The 16,361-nt window shown below is 53.9% G+C and carries 13 protein-coding genes; 10 read left to right on the top strand and 3 right to left on the bottom strand.

Annotated elements, in window-relative coordinates; translation table 11 throughout:
* The first annotated feature begins 1 nt into the window (after position 1).
* The 5 genes from CPA50_RS12700 (at position 2) to nhaD (ending at position 6,571) form a co-directional block, all read left to right on the top strand.
* The gene (locus tag CPA50_RS12700) at positions 2-1,045 is read left to right on the top strand and encodes a branched-chain amino acid ABC transporter permease (protein ID WP_096782872.1); all 1,044 of its coding nucleotides are present in this window, start codon (positions 2-4) and stop codon (positions 1,043-1,045) included.
* A gap of 36 nt (positions 1,046-1,081) precedes the next feature.
* Positions 1,082-2,290, top strand: coding sequence for an ABC transporter substrate-binding protein (locus tag CPA50_RS12705; protein WP_096782873.1), 1,209 nt, complete (start codon positions 1,082-1,084; stop codon positions 2,288-2,290).
* Positions 2,291-2,298: 8 nt separating this feature from the next.
* Positions 2,299-3,108 (top strand): ABC transporter ATP-binding protein, encoded by an 810-nt coding sequence (locus tag CPA50_RS12710; RefSeq protein WP_096782874.1) that lies wholly within the window; start codon positions 2,299-2,301, stop codon positions 3,106-3,108.
* Positions 3,105-4,907, top strand: coding sequence for an AMP-dependent synthetase/ligase (locus CPA50_RS12715; RefSeq protein WP_096782875.1), 1,803 nt, complete (start codon positions 3,105-3,107; stop codon positions 4,905-4,907). Before CPA50_RS12710 ends, CPA50_RS12715 begins: the two co-directional genes overlap by 4 nt.
* Positions 4,908-5,062: 155 nt before the next feature.
* Positions 5,063-6,571 (top strand): sodium:proton antiporter NhaD, encoded by a 1,509-nt coding sequence (nhaD, locus tag CPA50_RS12720; protein WP_227519633.1) that lies wholly within the window; start codon positions 5,063-5,065, stop codon positions 6,569-6,571.
* Between the two features lie 60 nt (positions 6,572-6,631).
* Here the strand turns inward: nhaD and CPA50_RS12725 are convergent, their stop codons facing one another.
* Positions 6,632-7,195 (bottom strand): NADPH-dependent FMN reductase, encoded by a 564-nt coding sequence (locus CPA50_RS12725; RefSeq protein WP_096782877.1) that lies wholly within the window; start codon positions 7,193-7,195, stop codon positions 6,632-6,634.
* A gap of 154 nt (positions 7,196-7,349) precedes the next feature.
* On the bottom strand, positions 7,350-8,351 hold the full coding sequence (locus CPA50_RS12730; protein WP_096782878.1) for a YeiH family protein: 1,002 nt from the start codon (positions 8,349-8,351) through the stop codon (positions 7,350-7,352).
* A gap of 319 nt (positions 8,352-8,670) precedes the next feature.
* Between CPA50_RS12730 and CPA50_RS12735 the strand changes: the two genes are divergently transcribed.
* Entirely contained in the window at positions 8,671-11,049 is a 2,379-nt protein-coding gene (locus CPA50_RS12735) for a DUF6351 family protein (RefSeq protein WP_096782879.1), read from the top strand.
* Between the two features lie 16 nt (positions 11,050-11,065).
* Here the strand turns inward: CPA50_RS12735 and paaX are convergent, their stop codons facing one another.
* Positions 11,066-12,037, bottom strand: coding sequence for a phenylacetic acid degradation operon negative regulatory protein PaaX (gene paaX / locus CPA50_RS12740; protein WP_096782880.1), 972 nt, complete (start codon positions 12,035-12,037; stop codon positions 11,066-11,068).
* A 443-nt stretch (positions 12,038-12,480) separates the two neighbouring features.
* On the opposite strand from paaX, the gene CPA50_RS12745 reads away from it, so the two are divergent.
* From CPA50_RS12745 to CPA50_RS12760, 4 genes are all read left to right on the top strand, one after another.
* Positions 12,481-13,641, top strand: coding sequence for an ABC transporter substrate-binding protein (locus tag CPA50_RS12745; RefSeq protein ID WP_096782881.1), 1,161 nt, complete (start codon positions 12,481-12,483; stop codon positions 13,639-13,641).
* Positions 13,642-13,718: 77 nt separating this feature from the next.
* A complete protein-coding gene (locus tag CPA50_RS12750) occupies positions 13,719-14,594 on the top strand; it encodes a branched-chain amino acid ABC transporter permease (protein WP_096782882.1) in 876 nt (291 codons plus the stop codon).
* Complete coding sequence (locus CPA50_RS12755) at positions 14,594-15,601, top strand: branched-chain amino acid ABC transporter permease (protein WP_096782883.1); 1,008 nt, start codon at positions 14,594-14,596, stop codon at positions 15,599-15,601. Before CPA50_RS12750 ends, CPA50_RS12755 begins: the two co-directional genes overlap by 1 nt.
* Positions 15,598-16,356, top strand: coding sequence for an ABC transporter ATP-binding protein (locus CPA50_RS12760; RefSeq protein WP_096782884.1), 759 nt, complete (start codon positions 15,598-15,600; stop codon positions 16,354-16,356). The genes CPA50_RS12755 and CPA50_RS12760 overlap by 4 nt, the downstream gene beginning before the upstream one ends.
* The last annotated feature ends 5 nt before the right edge of the window (positions 16,357-16,361 follow it).

The following is a 16,361-nucleotide window of genomic DNA, read 5'->3' on the forward strand; positions in this document are numbered from 1 at the left end:
GATGCGCATTGGTGACGCCAAACAGAGTTATGAAGCCGACGAAGCTATCTGGACGAGTTCTACCCAGAAAATCTGGTTTGCAGTCTTATTGCTGACCCTTGCTGTCTTTCCTTTCATGGCTGATGCCTACCTGCTGTATCTGGGTTGCCTCGTCGGTATTGCGGTTATCAGCACCACGGGACTTAACATCCTGACCGGGTTTACCGGCCTGATATCTCTCGGGCAGGCGGGATTTATGGGTGTGGGTGGTTATACGGTGGCCTGGTTGTCCATGAACACCTCCCTGCCTTTCCCCATAACGCTGTTGCTTGCCGGATTGCTTGCCGCTGCCGTGGGTATTCTGGTGGGGCTGCCTTCCCTGAGGGTAAAAGGTCTGTACCTGGCAATTGCTACCCTGGCAGCCAGTGTTTTTCTTCACTTCATCTTTGCCGAGTGGGAATCTGTAACCGGTGGTATGGCCGGCTTGAGCCTGGAGCCGGCGCACCTGTTCGGGCTCACGTTTCAGAGCGACTTTGGGATGTACTTCATCATTGTACCGCTGGCGGTACTGATGGTGTTTGCTGCCAAAAACGTATTCCGGACCCGTATTGGGCGGGCATTTATCGCGATCCGGGACCGGGATATTTCGGCGGAAATACTCGGCATCAACCTGTTGCGCTACAAGCTGATGTCTTTTGCGCTCAGTTCATTTTATGCCGGTGTGGCCGGCGGCCTGTTTGCTTATTTTTACCGGGTTGTCACGCCTGAAAGCTTCCCTCTGTCCATGTCCATTTTCTATCTGGCTGCGGTCATCGTTGGCGGCATGGGTAACCTGCTTGGCGGTATTCTGGGCGCGGCCTTCATGACACTGATTCCGGAAGTTCTCAAGCTGCTCACGGCAGCCCTTACGCCGTTTTATCCAAACGCACCGATATTCATGTCGCCGATGCTGGAAATCATTTTCGGCGCTTTGATTGTCGGGTTTCTTATTTTTGAACCGCACGGGTTGGCGGAGATCTGGCACCGCATACGGCGCTTTTTCAGTATTTGGCCCTTCAGAAACTAGTGGATTTAACAACAATAAGCCGCAAGGAGAAGAAACATGCTTAAAAACATCTTCAGCAAAGGCCGCAGGCTCGCAGGTATCGGTAGTATTGCCGCTGCTCTGATGGCAGCGGCGCCTGCAATGGCGCAGGACAAGGAGCCCATCGTATTTGGTGGTTCTATCCCGCTGTCCGGGGTATTTGCCTTTGCTGGCGTGCACATCCACGCCGGTCTGACTGATTATACAACCTGGATCAACAACAACGGAGGCATCAACGGTCATCCGGTGAAGTATGTAATGGAAGACACCGGCTATGAAGTAGACCGGTCCGTCGCCGCGTTCAAGAAAATTACAGGCAGCAACAAGGTCCCGGTTTACTACGGTGACAGCACCGGGTTCATGAAAACCATTGCCTCTGAGCTGAACAGCAGGGGCACTACGCTCATGAGTGGTGCTTCGTTTGCGACTGCGCTGACAGACAATGAACAATACCCGTATCAGTTTGTTCCTGGCCCCAATTACACCCAGATGCTCGGGATCATTCTTGAATACATTGCGACCCAGGGAAAAGATGGCAAGAAGCCGACCGTTGCCTTTGTTTACAGTGATACCGAGTTTGGAAAGGACCCTATTGAAAACGGGAAGGCCAAAGCTGCCGCGATGGGGATTGAAGTTGTAGAGGAAATTATTACCAAACCTGGCAGCGTAGACGTATCTGCGGAGGTGCTGAAAATGCGCCGGGCGCGCCCGGACTTCGTGGTATTCCATGGCTATGTATTATCTCCCATCAACGAGTTTATGGTGCAGATGCGTCAGATGGGACTGGATACCCAATTCATGGGTACCTTCTGGTCTACTGACAAACTCATCATCAACAAGATGGGCGCAGACGCTGATGGTTACATGGGCGTTATGCCCTACAACTACTATGACAGCGCGGAAGGCGGACCCATGCTTGATGCACTGCGAGCCACGGCAGAAAAGAGCGATCCGGAGGCAGGCTACCGTCCGACCGGATACATGCAGGGCTGGTTTAATGCCATGGTATGGACTGAGGTGGTCAAGCGCACCATGGATGCCGGCAAAGAGTTGACGGCGGAAAACATGGCTGAGTCTCTTGCTTCTATTAAAGACTGGGACACAGGCGGCATTATCGGTATTCCGGTTACCGTGAAAGACATGTCCTTCCCGGTTGGCCGCATTTGGCGTGTAAATGCCAAAGAAGGCCGCTACGAGCCAGTATCTGACTGGATTCACCTCGACTGAGACGCCGTATGGAAGCCTTGCTGGAAATCGATAATATTGAAGTGGTTTACAACAAGGCGGTGCAGGTCCTCAGGGGCCTGTCACTGCGTGTTCCCCGAGGTGCCATTGTGGCGCTGTTGGGCTCCAATGGTGCCGGAAAGTCCACCACACTGAAAAGTGTATCGGGCCTGCTGGCTCTTGAGGATGGTGAGGTGACCGCCGGAGAGATCCGCTTCAAGGGCCACTCTTTAAAAGGACGGGCGCCGGAAAAGCTGGTTCGTGATGGACTGTTTCATGTAATGGAAGGTCGCCGGGTGTTCGAGGACCTCACCGTTGAGGAAAACCTCGTTGCGGCGACCTACGCTCTCAGCGGCCGGAAAGTGTCGCTGGGTGATTCCTATGAGCTCGTCTACGACTATTTCCCTCGTCTCAGGGAGCGTCGCAAGCAGTTGGCAGGTTACTTGTCCGGTGGTGAACAACAGATGTTGGCGCTTGGCCGGGCGCTGATTGCCCAGCCAGAACTGATCATGCTGGATGAACCCTCTCTGGGCCTGGCGCCGCAACTGGTTGAAGAGATATTTACCATTATTGCCCGCATAAACCGGGAGCAGGGCACTGCAATACTGCTGGTGGAGCAGAATGCCGCTGTATCCCTCGCTATTGCTTCTTACGGTTACATCATGGAAAACGGCAAGATCGTTATTGATGGTCCTGCGGACAAACTGTCATCCAATGAGGATGTACAGGAATTCTATCTCGGGGTCGGAGGCAAAGAAGGAGAGGCCCGCAGTTACAGGGATATAAAACACTACAAACGCCGCAAGCGGTGGCTGTCATGACAATGCCGCAGATTCGTGATCTTACTCTGGTGCAGATGCTCCGGGCCCACGCAAAAGAGCGGCCTGGCATGCTGGCGCTTCGTCAAAAGGATTTTGGTATCTGGCAGGCGTACTCCTGGCAGGACTATTATCGGCGGGCACGGCATTTCGGGCTTGGTCTGCGTGCACTGGGGCTTTCTGAAGGTGGTCACGTAGCCATACTTTCGGAAAACCGGGTGGAATGGGTGATTGCCCAGATGGGCATAGGCCTGGTGAAAGGTATCTGCGTCGGGATATATCCCACGAGCCCCTGGAATGAGGTGGCCTATGTGCTAGAGCATAGTGCTGCCGAAATGGTGGTCTGTGAAGATCAGGAACAGACCGACAAGGTTCTGGAAGCCTGGCCCCAGCTACCACACCTCAAACACAACATTGTCATCGATCCCAAAGGGTTGCGTTCATACTCGTCACCGCCATCTTCGTTTGAAGAAATCGAGACCCTGGGGCGGGAGTTTGAAAGTAGCCATCCCGGATTGATTGATGAGCTGCTGGACAGCCAGCAGATGGATGATATTGCGCTGATGGTTTACACCTCCGGGTCTACCGGCCGGCCTAAAGGTGCGATGATCAGCTGGGGTAATCTGCAGGCTGCCGCACCCGGGCTGATCGAGTTGTTGGGCGTGGATCAGCACAGCACCAGTCTGTCTTACCTGCCGCTGTGCCATGTGGCCGAGCAGGATATGACCAATATTGCGCCTGTTTATGTGGGCAGTGCGGTGAGCTTTGGGGAAAGCCTGCGAACGATTCAGGAGGATCTTCGGGAGATTGCCCCAACGTTTTTCCTGGGGGTCCCGCGAATCTGGGAAAAGCTTCATTCTGCTATTTATATCAAGATGCAGGAAACGGGGCGTTTCCGGCAATGGCTTTTTAACCGGGCCATGAAAGCCTGTGAGCCAATGATGACCAGGCCGAAAGCAGAGTGGAGCCTTGGTGAACGTCTTACCTATGGTGCTTACTATTGGCTGGTTTTCCGTGCCTTGCAGAATTTTATCGGACTACGCCGCTGCACCATTGCACTTACCGGTGCGGCACCGATTTCCACGGGGATTCTTCAGTTCTTCCGCACTTTGGGGGTCCCCCTGGTTGAAGTATACGGCCAGACAGAAAGTACCGGTGTGGCCACCGCACAGCGAGTGGATAATGTGTGTCTTGGTACGGTCGGTACAGCAATTTCCGGGCTTGAGGTAACCCTCGGTGAGCAGAATGAGATCATCATGCGTGGCGGCACGGTTTTCAAAGGTTACTACAAGAACGATGAGGCAACAGAAGCTACTCTCAGGGATGGCTGGCTGCATACCGGCGATGTCGGCGAGTGGCAGGAAGGGCAACTCAGAATCGTTGACCGGCTCAAGGACATCATGATTACCGCCGGTGGCAAGAATCTGTCGCCCACGGAAATTGAAAACACGATCAAGGCGAGCCCCTATATCAAGGAGTGTATTGTCATCGGTGAGGCCCGAAAATATGTCTCGGCGCTGATTCAGGTTGATTTCGAGACCGCCGCAAAATGGGCAGAGCAGGAACGCATTGCCTACACGACATTCCGTAGTCTGACAGAGCACGAGAAAGTGCAGGAGTTGATTCAGGCAGAGGTAACCAAAGGCAACGACAGGCTTCCGCAAGTGGCGCAGATCAAGCGGTTCCACCTGCTGAGTAAAGAGCTGGATCACGATGATGATGAAGTGACCGCCACCATGAAAGTGCGCCGGAGCAAAATCTACGAGAAATACGCGGAGGTGATAGAAACGCTTTATGGCTGAGAAGCCATGGGCAGGACGCAAAAGTTAAACGGTATGAGAAAAATCAAATCTGACGGCTGGCGAGCAACCTGGGTCAAGCCTATTTGACTGAAGTTATGGTTTGCAGGGGTTATTTTGATTGATAATGACCTCCCCAAACTTTTGAGCCAGCTATCATGACTGAAAATCACAGCTTCGAAAAACTACCTGTCCCGTGGGTCCACCGGCGGTGCTTTGCCCGGCATGGCATCGTCACAACCATGGCCCTGGTTCTGTCCTTTCTCTTTTCCATGGGGTTCAGCGCGTTTGCCAGCGCTGCTGAATCCGGTGCCCAGAGCCTTACCCGCCATCCAGTGGGTTATATGGCTATAGCCATATTCGTTGTTGCATATGCGTTTGTAATGCTTGAAGAAAAGCTGCACCTTCGCAAGTCCAAGCCGGTGCTTCTGGCGGCGGGCCTTATCTGGTTCCTGGTTGCTGGTGTCGCGGCCATGAATGGCGATACCGAAAGTGCCAACGAAGCACTGAAGCACAACCTTCTGGAATACTCTGAACTCCTGCTGTTCCTGCTGGTGGCGATGACTTACATAAACGCCATGGAAGAGCGTCAGCTTTTTGATGCACTTCGTGGCTGGCTGGTGAGCAAAGGCTTCAGTTACCTCAGCCTCTTCTGGATTACAGGCTTATTGGCATTCTTCATCTCGCCCATTGCCGACAATCTGACCACGGCGCTTCTGATGTGTGCGGTATTAATGAAAGTGGGTGAAGACAGCCCGCGGTTTATAGGCCTTGGCTGCATCAATATCGTGATCGCTGCAAACGCCGGTGGGGCCTTTTCCCCATTTGGAGACATCACAACCCTGATGGTCTGGCAAAAAGGTGTGGTTGAGTTCACCGAGTTCTTCAGGCTGTTTATTCCTGCTGCGGTCAATTTCCTTGTACCTGCCGTGATCATGAGTTTTGCTGTTCCGAGTGAACCACCGAAAGATGCTACGGAACCTGTGATCATGAAGCGCGGTGCCCGCCGGACAGTTGTGCTGTTTCTGCTCACCATCACGACAGCAGTTCTGGGTCACAACTTCCTGCATCTGCCTGCAGTCGTTGGCATGATGATGGGGCTCGCGTACCTGCAGTTGCTGGGTTACTACCTGCAGCTCAGTTTCAAGCGTGGAGTGGCCCGCGAGCGGGTCTGGGCGGAAAATCACAAGAATACCCGCTTGCTTGAGCGGCTCGACAAAGCGGTACCTTTCGATATTTTCAATCCGATGGCCCGTACGGAGTGGGATACGCTTCTGTTTTTCTACGGTGTAGTGCTTTGTGTTGGCGGGCTTGGCTATATCGGTTATCTGGCCGAAGTATCCCAGCTGATATACGGCGACTGGAACGCCACGGGCGCCAATATTGCAGTCGGTGTCATGTCGGCCATCGTTGATAACATTCCGGTGATGTTTGCAGTGCTCTCGATGGAGCCGGATATGTCACATGGCCAGTGGTTACTGGTTACGCTTACGGCGGGTGTGGGTGGTTCCATGCTGTCAATTGGTTCAGCTGCCGGTGTTGCGCTTATGGGGCAGGCCCGGGGCTATTACACCATCATGACGCACCTGCGCTGGACACCTGTAATCATGCTTGGCTACGCGGCATCCATAGCTACGCATATGTGGGTTAACGCTAACCTGTTCTGACTGCGTCTGCACGGAGCCCGGAACAGGCTCCGTGCAGCAATGCCCTTTTGCCCAAGTCTTTCACCGCATGCTTTTCAGGGCCGTGGCCCACCTTTCCAGCTCAGCCAGCATGGCGGTAGCTGACGGGTCTATCAGATCGTTGGAGTGGAATACCTTGCTGTCATCCAGGTGGTTCCACGCCATGGGCACCATGACCCCTTCAACCATCGGCATCATCTTCAGTGTCGTCACCAACTGGCGGGCCAGAGTTGCTGCACGAACTCCGCCGGATGCGCCACCGTAGCTCACGAATCCGCAAGGCTTGTAGTTCCACTCGGTGTACAGGTAATTCAGTGCGTTCACAAATGCCGGTGGCGGGCAGAAATTGTACTCCGGCATCACAAACACATATGCGTCGGCTGAATTAACACTTTCAGACCAGTTTTTGGTGTGAGCATGCTCGTAAATGCCAGTGCGAGGATGATTGGGTTCGTTGTAAACCGGAAGGTCGAACTCTGCCAGGTCCACCAGTTTACAGTCAAAACCGGAGTTGTCTGCAGCAAAACCATGAAACCAGTTTGCTACAGATGGCCCTATGCGGCCGGGTCGTGTGCTGCAGATTATGATATTCAGTTTAAGTGCCATATACGGTGCTCCGGGTTAGTGTAGGTGCCAGGGTGGAGGTTGCAGTTGTTTAACAGGTATTGAATCTAAAGACCCGGGGGCGCGCGATCAAGCGAAGTATTCTGAGAGACATGAACAGGAAATCCGATCAAGTTGGCAATCGCCTCTGGCCGGTTCATAGGCCCAGTAGCAGGGGCGTAAGTAACAGCCCTTCGCCGATCAGAACCACGAACAATATCAGGGCCAGTAAGAAGGGTTTGAAACCAAGGCTGCGCAGTTTGTCGATCCGTGTTTCATAGCCCAGAGCTGCCATTGCCATTGCCAAGGCTATCTGGCCCGCCAGAACGAGGCTGTGATGAGCGGTCGGAGGCAGAGTAATCATGCTGTTAACAATGACCATGGCAACAAATCCGAAGGCGAACCAGGGAATTGTCAGGCGGCTGGCGCCCGCCTGCTCTGGTTGCGGTGTTTTATCGCGCCTTAACCACCACTGACCAACAATCAGCAGAAACGGAACCAGCAGCATAACGCGCACGAGCTTCACGATGACCGCATTTGCCAGGGCGTCGGTGCCGACAGCATCTGCTGCCGCAACTACCTGTGCCACTTCATGTACCGTTGCGCCGATATAGATGCCATAGAGGCTCTCATTCCACCCGAGAACAGAATACAGCGCCGGGTAGATGAACATTGCCAGACTACCAAACAGCACAACCGTTGCGACAGCCATGGACGTTGCTGCAGGCCTGGAGCGTATCGTGGCTTCGGTAGCAAGAATGGCTGCTGCGCCACAGATGGCGCTTCCGGCGCTGGTGAGTAAAGCCGTCTCTGCATCCAGTTTCAGAACCCGGGTGCCCAGTTGGTAGCCAAGCACGAGTATTGTGGTCATAACCATGATGTCCAGCGCGACCACTCCCGGGCCAAGAGCCAGAATCTGGCCAAGTGTGATTGAGAAGCCGAAAAGCACAATGCCTCCGCGAAGCAGCCAGCGTGTGGCGAACTTCAAACCCTGCTCAAGGCCGCCGGCTTTGCGGGCCCATGGCAGATTCCCGGCGAATATCCCCAGCAACAGTGCGAAGACCAGAGGGCTGACCCCGCTTTGCTGGATGGCAGGAATTCCCGTGAGAGCGAACCCGCCGATGGTAAGCATCGCGCAGACGCCTAATCCTTTCCACATAACAACCTGCTCCAACTAAATCGATATATGGATAGAATGCGCCGGAATATATGATTTGAAAAACAGGTAAAATACATAAAATAATCCTGAAAAATCGATATAGTCGTTCAGTGGCGGGCAGGCGGTACCTGATATTCGCTGATCTGTCGGCGAGTTCTGTACCCACGGCTGAGGCTGGTCTACGCTTTAGCAAAACAAATATTGTGAGCTGCTAGGCTGATATTCTGGGCGTTTTGATCAATTCTTTGTCGGTTGCGGTTCGACACCTGCCTCTATGCTCTTTGATACGCCTGATAACATAATGAAAAAGGAACTTTCTATGCGTAACACCCTAAAGGTGCGGTCTGGTCTGATGGCAGGTTTGACTGCATTCCTGCTCAGTGGCTGTTTCGATGGCTCTGACAGCACTTCCGGGTCCACTCCTCCTGATCTTGGCCTCACCAGCTTGTCCAGCGCGCCGGACCAGGTCAGTGGTGATGATGTCCTGATAGGCCTGGAAGGTGACTCAGCCACGATTGCGGCGGAAAAAAACAACCTGGAATTCTGGCTTAATGACGCCAGAATCAGTCCGGTGATGAGGGCGGGGCGAAATGGCCCGGAAGTTCTCGTGACAGGGCTTGCCGAGGGTGAGAACCGGCTGGAGTTGCACCACGTTGATTACGGCCCGTTGAGCGACCTGACTCTGGATGTGCATCCGATAACCGGGCCGATTTTCTCGGGCCCTCACCAGTATCCGTTTGTCTGTACGGTAACAACAGAGTTGGGGAAGCAGCCTCGGGTGGATACAACCGGGACGACAGGCTTCCCGGTACTGGACAGCAATGGCAGCCAGATTGGAGTGAGCAAGGACTGTTCGATCGACTCGTATGTGGAGTTTATCTATCGCACGACCGGGGGAAACTGGGCGCCTTTGCCGGCTGATGGTTCCCGGCCTGTGGACATGGCGACTACCGAGCTGACAGATGGCCGCACTGTTGATTTCATTGTGCGTCAGGAGCGCGGCACTATTAACCGCTTTATTTACAGCTTTGCCACCTTGGCTTCGTTGGGAGATGAAGCGGATGATGCCTCTACAGAAAACTGGAACGGCCGGTTGCTGTTCCAGTTTGAAGGCGGCGTTGCCATTGGACATTCCCAGGGGCGGATCAGTGGTCGGGCCCTTGAGCCGGAGGTGCTCAAAAAAGGCTATGCGGTTATCTATTCCACGGGCACCCGGACCGACACCCACTATAACCTTCAGGTCGGTGGCGAGACTGCCCTGATGGTAAAAGAGCACTTCATCAAACGCTTTGGTGTGCCGGAGTACACTGTGGCCATCGGCGGTTCTGGTGGTGGTATCCAGCAGTATGTCTATTCCCAGAATCACCCGGAGCTACTGGATGCAGGTGTCCCCCAATACTCATACCCGGACATGGTGACCCAGACCATTCACGTCGGGGACTGTGAGTTATTGGAGTACTACATGGACGTTACTGACAAAGATAACGCCAAGTGGCAGACAACGACTAACCGCAGCTGGCTTGTAGGGCTGAATGCTACGGATGAATACCCGGATCCGTTTGCAGGTGTAAAGCAGATGCTTGGTTATAGCAGTGCGCCCGGAATGACTGAGTGCGTCCCGGCCTGGCGTGGGCTGACGCCACTGGTGATGAACCCGGCTTTCGGTGCGGCGCGAAACCAGGAACTGATGCAGCCGGCCGGGGTGATGAACGAGGTCCAGTGGACCCACTACGATGACCTGAGAAATATTTATGGCCTAGATGGGAATGGCAATGCCCGCGCCCTGTTTGACAATATTGGTGTGCAATACGGGCTTGGAGCACTCCTGGCAGGCAATATTTCAAAGTCCGAATTTTTGAAACTGAATGCTCAGGTTGGTGGCTGGAAGCACCCTTCAGACATGGTGCAGGAAGGCTTTCCATTTACTGGTGGAGTTGACGATGTAATGGCCGATCCCGGCAAGTTTGATCCCTGGAGTTCCCGCAATATGAACCTGAGCCCGGATGGCATGCAACCGGCGCCCCGGACACAGGGTGACCTGGCAGCTATGGAAGCGGCCTATACATCGGGCATGGTTTTTGATGGCCAGCTCAATATGCCGGTCATAGACTGGAGGCATTACCTGGAGGAAGTACTGGATATGCACAACAGTCACCAGTCCTTCTCTGTGCGTCAGCGCATCATCAATAAAATGGGACATGCGGGCAATCAGGTGATCTGGTTTACCGACACCCGGCCCACTGATACATCCGACCCTGAGGAACCAAAGCCACTGGAAGAATCCGACCCGACCTGGGCGGCACTGGATGTACTGCACGAATGGCTAATGAATATCCGGGCGAATCCGGAGCGGAGTATTGCCGAAAACAAACCGGCAGAGGCTGTGGATGCCTGCTATGAAGCTGACGGTACAGTCATCGCCGCTGGAGAGGGTGTCTGGAATGGCATCCTCGATGGCCAGTCCGACGGCGACTGCACCACGAAGTTCGAAACCCACACCACATCCCGTATTGTGGCGGGAGGCCCGATTGAAGGCAGCGTGTTCAAGTGCAGCCTGAAGCCTGTAGCAACAGCGCTGACAGATAACACCTATCAGGGTGTTTCATTTACGGAAGACGAAGTGATCCGGTTAAACGAGATCTTTCCCGACGGGGTTTGCGATTACAGCCGGCCGGATCAGGGGCGCCCTGCTGGCTGAAAAACCGGCGGAAGCGTCAGGCTGACTCTTCCGCCAGGTTTTCACTGTTACTGGATGCATTTTCTTCTGTCAGGCCACCGAAGCGGCGATAAAAACCCTGGCTTGGCCCGGGTAGCGGGCCTGATGCGTTTTCCAGTACGGTTGCCAGGTGTTCATCCGCACGGCTGTATATGGCCCGGTAGAGGTTACGGCAAAGCTGCTTGGCGCTTCGCCCTTCCCAGTCGCCGGGCAGGAGTTCGTCTGGTAGCAGTGGGTCCCGCAGAAGTATTTTCCGGTATTCATGAACCAGCAGGATACGCGCTGTAACGCAGTCTTCCGGGCTCAGGTTGTCATCGGTACAGAGTTCCCGCCACAGCGGCCGGAATGTTTCCAGGAAGCGTTTATATCTGAAGCCAAGCTCGTCCAGATTCCAGCTTTCTTTGACTTGCCTGCGCAAAGCCCGCGGACTCCGCTGTTCCAGTGGCTGGGTCTGCATAACGATGGTGTCTTCCAGTGCGCCCCATTCCTGAAGCAGTGGCACCAGTTCGTTGCGGGTAAAGCGTGGATGCTCCATAACCCCCGTTGCCATGCTGCCGAAGCTCAGCCATTTCAGCTCTTCACGCACTTTGGCGCGGGTTTCCGGTTCAAGCTGATTGAGGAATACCAGGCACCAGCTGCCGTTCCAGTCGTCGGTGCCAAGCGTGTAGACATGAGCGAATGCCTGCTGGAAACGCCTCAGGCCGGCACCAGTTACGCTGTAATAGCTGCACCGGCCCACTTTTTCAGCTTGTAGCCAGCCGTCCTGAATCAGCCTGTAGACGGAAGTACGGACCAGCCGCTCACTCACGCCCATGGATGTCAGCAGTTTCATCAGACTTCCGAGCCAGACGTTGCCGCCGCGCGGGTGAACGATGTCCCCATAGGTTGTTATGATCAGAGAGCCCGCACGCAAAGGGCGTTTTTTCTGGAAGTCCCGGATCAGGCCATCGAGCTGTTGTTTTGCAGACATGGGTCTATTATTCCTTCGATACTTTCCGTCATGCTGTTTTCGCAGACTTGACGGCATTCGGGTGCTCATTATCCCCGATACAACCATTGGGTAAAGTGGTATGTGTTCAGGACGAAATGTCAAAAAGGCACTTAATGTACTAATACATTGGTATTGGTTGTTGTAAAAGTTATGTGCCTGAAGGCAGTCCCCAGTTGACACCGGTTTAGTGATACAATATTTTCCATTGATATTCGTCAACGGTATCGTATTATCGGGGTGACGGATAGCCAGTAATGGCAGTGATAGACTAATGTCTGTCACGCTGCGCTGAAGATGGGGCGCTGCAAGGTTGCACGTGATACGAAAAAGAGCAGCATTTGCAGAGAAAATCGTTCTGTTTTCGGAAATTCGGGGGTCTATAAAACCAAAACGCCCTCACCACATATGGGAGAACAACAAAAATGTTCAAAAAGATCACGCGTCGTGCAGGCAAGTTTACAGCCATTGCAGCGGCTGGCCTGCTGGCAATGAACGTTCAGGCAGCTGACCCTATACGTATTGGTTCCTTTCTTTCTGTTACCGGCCCCGCATCTTTCCTGGGTGACCCAGAGCTGAAAACTCTGGAGATGTATGTTGAAAAAATCAACGAAGACGGCGGCGTTCTGGGGCGTCAGCTCGAGCTTGTTCATTATGATGACGCAGGCAACGCTTCCAAGGCCCGTAACTTCGCAAGCCGGCTTATCCGTTCAGACCGGGTAGATATCATTGTAGGCGGAAGTACGACAGGTGCCACTATGGCTGCTGTCCCGATGGTTGAGCAGGCGAAGATTCCCTTTATTTCCCTGGCGGGTGCCGTAGTTATTACCACTCCGGTTAAAAAGTGGGTTTTCAAAACTCCGCAAACTGACCGTATGGCGGCAGAGCGCGTCCTGAATGATATGAAATCACGTGGCCTGACCAAGGTTGGTCTTATCTCGGGCACTGGTGGCTTCGGCAGCTCCGGGCGTGAGCAGACTCTTGCAGCAGTCAAGGAAATGGGCGGAATCGAGATTGTTGCTGATGAAACCTACGGCGGTTCAGACACCGACATGACAGCGCAGCTCACCAATATCCGTAGCACAGAGGGTGTTCAGACTATTCTCAACTTCGGTTTTGGTCAGGGCCCGGCGATTGTTACTCGTAACTACGCCCAGTTGGGTATTGATCTTCCGTTCTATCAGTCCCACGGTGTTGCCTCTGATGGTTTCCTCGAACTTGCAGGCAGCAGTGCTGACGGCCTGAGATTGCCTGCCTCGCCGTTGCTGGTGCCGGAATCCCTGCCTGCCTCGGATCCGCAAAAGCCAGTGGTTGAGGCTTACAAAAGTGAGTACGAAGCACGCTGGAACTCAAAGGTTTCTACCTTTGGTGCCTATGCCTATGACGGCCTGATGCTGGCGGTAGAAGCCATTGAGAAAGCAGGAAGCACCGATAAAGAAGCTGTGCGCGATGCTCTTGAAAGCATTCAGGGTCACGTAGGTGTGACCGGTACTTTCAATATGTCAGCTGATGACCATAACGGCCTGGAAGCTGATTCCTTCCGCATCCTGGAAGTTCAGGATGGCGGCTGGGAACTGATCAACTAAGCCCATTCCCATCCGTACTACAGGCAGACGGTCTCCCTAAGGGGTGACTGTCTGCCGCTGCGCGAGCGGACCTGATTATGTTTTCTGAATTTCTGCAGTACCTGTTTACGGGTATCACTATTGGTGCTACCTACGCCCTGATTGCTTTGGGCTTTACCCTGATTTATAACGCCAGCCATGTCATTAACTTCGCCCAGGGGGAGTTTCTGATGATTGGCGGTATGGCGACAGTATCTTTAACAGCCATGGGTGTGCCCATGCTGCTCGCGATTGTACTTGCTGTAATTCTTGCCGGGGTGCTGGGCATTGCTCTGCAGCGTCTGGCTATAGCGCCTGCTAAAAACGCAGATGTAGTTACACTGATCATTATCACCATCGGTGCGTCCATTTTTATCCGTGGTCTGGCCCAGCTGGTATGGGGCAAGGAATACCATGTGATGCCTAACTTCAGCAGCGACGAACCGATTGAAATTTTTGGAGCCGTGCTGAACAGCCAGAGCCTTTGGGTGCTGGGTGTCGGTGCGGTTCTTGTTGCGGTACTGGTATATTTCTTTACCCGCACGCTGACCGGCAAGGCGATTCTCGCCACTTCAATGAATAAAGACGCTGCCCGCCTTGTAGGCATTCGCACTCAGGTTGTGCTGATGCTGGCGTTTATGGTTTCTGCGTTGCTGGGATCCATAGCCGGCATTGTGGTAGCACCTATCACCTTTACTTCCTATGACATCGGAATAATCCTCGGTTTGAAGGGCTTTGTGGCCGCGGCCATTGGTGGGTTGGGCAGCGGCATGGGCGCCGTAGTCGGCGGCCTGGCTCTGGGGGTGGTTGAAGCCATGGCGGCGGGTTACCTGTCGTCCGATTATAAGGACGCAGTTGCCTTCTCAATGATACTTCTGGTGCTGTTCTTCATGCCCCGGGGCCTGTTTGGCGCCAAGATCGTGGAGCGGGTGTGATGATGGCTTCATTTTCGCAGTTCCGTCTAAAGGGCCTGGTGCTCCTGGCCATCGTAATCTTTGCGTTGCCACTGTTTATCACTAATCCCTTTCATTATGGCCTGGCCACGCAAATTGCGTTGATTGCCGGTGCGGTTGTGGGCCTTAACCTGCTGGTCGGTTTTGCCGGCCAGATCAGTCTCGGCCATGCCGGATTTTTCGGGATGGGTGCTTATTTCAGTGCCCTGATGACCAGTAATTACGGCTGGTCTGCAATTCCTGCTCTAATCGTGGGTGCCGTTGGCGTCGCGATCATTGCCTGGGCTGTCGGTCGTCCGATTCTGCGTCTCAAAGGCCATTATCTGTCCATGGCCACCCTTGCCGTGGGTTTTATTATCGCCATTATTCTGAACAATGAGCGGGAAATAACCGGTGGGCCGGACGGCATGCCAGTTCCTCCGTTTGATGTGTTTGGCTGGGAGCTTAGCCCCTTTGGCCAGTATTCCCTGTTTGGTATGGAGATCAGTGGCGATCTGGCCTGGTATCTGTTCGCCGGAGTGGTATTGCTGGCGGCAGTCTGGCTTGCCCAGAACCTGATCGATTCTCCTATTGGCAGGGCTTTACGTTCTGTCCACGGCTCGGAAGTCGCTGCCAGTGTAGTGGGTGTTAACACCGCAAAATACAAAAGCCTGGTGTTTGTGATCTCTGCGGTATATGCCAGCGTGATGGGCGCGCTTTATGGTCACTTTCAGGGATTTATCACACCCTCTGTGGCCAGTTTCGATTTTTCCATTTTGTTGATCACCATGGTTGTTCTGGGGGGTATGGGATCGACCATCGGGGTGATTATTGGCGCAGTGGTTCTGGAAATTCTGCCGCAAGTGCTGGCAGATTTTCAGGAGATGGAAATGGTGATGTTTGGTTTAATCCTGATGCTGACCATGATCTTTATGCCCAAAGGCTTGCTGCCAACCCTGACTGGTTACCTGAACAAACGACGCGCCAGATCTGTCGGAGGTGACGCATGACCGCTTTGGTGGAAGTCAATAAGTTGTCCAAGGCTTTTGGTGGCGTACACGCCGTTGAGGATGTGAGTTTTTCAGTTGATGCGGGCCAGGTGTACTCGGTTATTGGTCCCAACGGCGCGGGCAAAACCACGCTCTTTAATTTGATTACAGGCCTGTACACACCTACCAGTGGCGAAGTGAAGCTGAACGGTGAAAGCACTGCCAAGCTGCAGCCTAATCAACTGGCAGAGCGTGGCATGTGCCGCACGTTCCAGCAGATGCAGATCTGTATGAACATGACAGCCATTGAAAACGTAATGCTGGGCCGGCACCTGACCCTGAAAAGCAATCTTTTTACTACGTTGTTCCGTTTGCCTGCGCTCACCCGGGGTGAAAAAGCTGCGCGGGAGAAAGCGGCCGAACTGATGGAGTTTGTCGGTTGTGGCGAGTATCTCGATACTGACGCCTCGGCGATGTCTTATGGCGCCCTGAAACGCCTTGAGATTGCCCGAGCGCTGGCCGCTGAGCCGAAAGTTGTCTTGCTGGATGAGCCGGCTGCTGGCCTGAATGCCGTGGAAACTGCTGCGCTGGAAGAACTGATCCGCAAGATCGCAGCGCAGGGCATTACTGTGATGCTGGTAGAGCACGACATGAAACTGGTGATGGGGATTTCTGACCGTTTGCTGGTGCTTAACTACGGGCGCGTACTGGCAGAAGGCACGCCGGAACAGATTCGTGCAAACCCGGACGTGATCGCAGCCTATCTGGGCGGTTAAACGGA

The organism is Marinobacter sp. ANT_B65 (genome assembly GCF_002407605.1).
Lineage (GTDB): Bacteria > Pseudomonadota > Gammaproteobacteria > Pseudomonadales > Oleiphilaceae > Marinobacter.

What these genes read in the sequence shown, in the direction of transcription:
- CPA50_RS12750 (WP_096782882.1), top strand. Translation starts at nt 13,719, where the DNA reads ATGTTTTCTGAATTTCTGCAGTACCTGTTTACGGGTATCACTATTGGT.
- CPA50_RS12710 (WP_096782874.1), top strand. Translation starts at nt 2,299, where the DNA reads ATGGAAGCCTTGCTGGAAATCGATAATATTGAAGTGGTTTACAACAAG.
- CPA50_RS12730 (WP_096782878.1), bottom strand. Translation starts at nt 8,351, where the DNA reads ATGTGGAAAGGATTAGGCGTCTGCGCGATGCTTACCATCGGCGGGTTC.
- CPA50_RS12760 (WP_096782884.1), top strand. Translation starts at nt 15,598, where the DNA reads ATGACCGCTTTGGTGGAAGTCAATAAGTTGTCCAAGGCTTTTGGTGGC.
- paaX (WP_096782880.1), bottom strand. Translation starts at nt 12,037, where the DNA reads ATGTCTGCAAAACAACAGCTCGATGGCCTGATCCGGGACTTCCAGAAA.
- CPA50_RS12700 (WP_096782872.1), top strand. Translation starts at nt 2, where the DNA reads ATGCGCATTGGTGACGCCAAACAGAGTTATGAAGCCGACGAAGCTATC.
- CPA50_RS12715 (WP_096782875.1), top strand. Translation starts at nt 3,105, where the DNA reads ATGACAATGCCGCAGATTCGTGATCTTACTCTGGTGCAGATGCTCCGG.
- CPA50_RS12755 (WP_096782883.1), top strand. Translation starts at nt 14,594, where the DNA reads ATGATGGCTTCATTTTCGCAGTTCCGTCTAAAGGGCCTGGTGCTCCTG.
- CPA50_RS12745 (WP_096782881.1), top strand. Translation starts at nt 12,481, where the DNA reads ATGTTCAAAAAGATCACGCGTCGTGCAGGCAAGTTTACAGCCATTGCA.
- CPA50_RS12725 (WP_096782877.1), bottom strand. Translation starts at nt 7,195, where the DNA reads ATGGCACTTAAACTGAATATCATAATCTGCAGCACACGACCCGGCCGC.
- CPA50_RS12735 (WP_096782879.1), top strand. Translation starts at nt 8,671, where the DNA reads ATGCGTAACACCCTAAAGGTGCGGTCTGGTCTGATGGCAGGTTTGACT.
- CPA50_RS12705 (WP_096782873.1), top strand. Translation starts at nt 1,082, where the DNA reads ATGCTTAAAAACATCTTCAGCAAAGGCCGCAGGCTCGCAGGTATCGGT.
- nhaD (WP_227519633.1), top strand. Translation starts at nt 5,063, where the DNA reads ATGACTGAAAATCACAGCTTCGAAAAACTACCTGTCCCGTGGGTCCAC.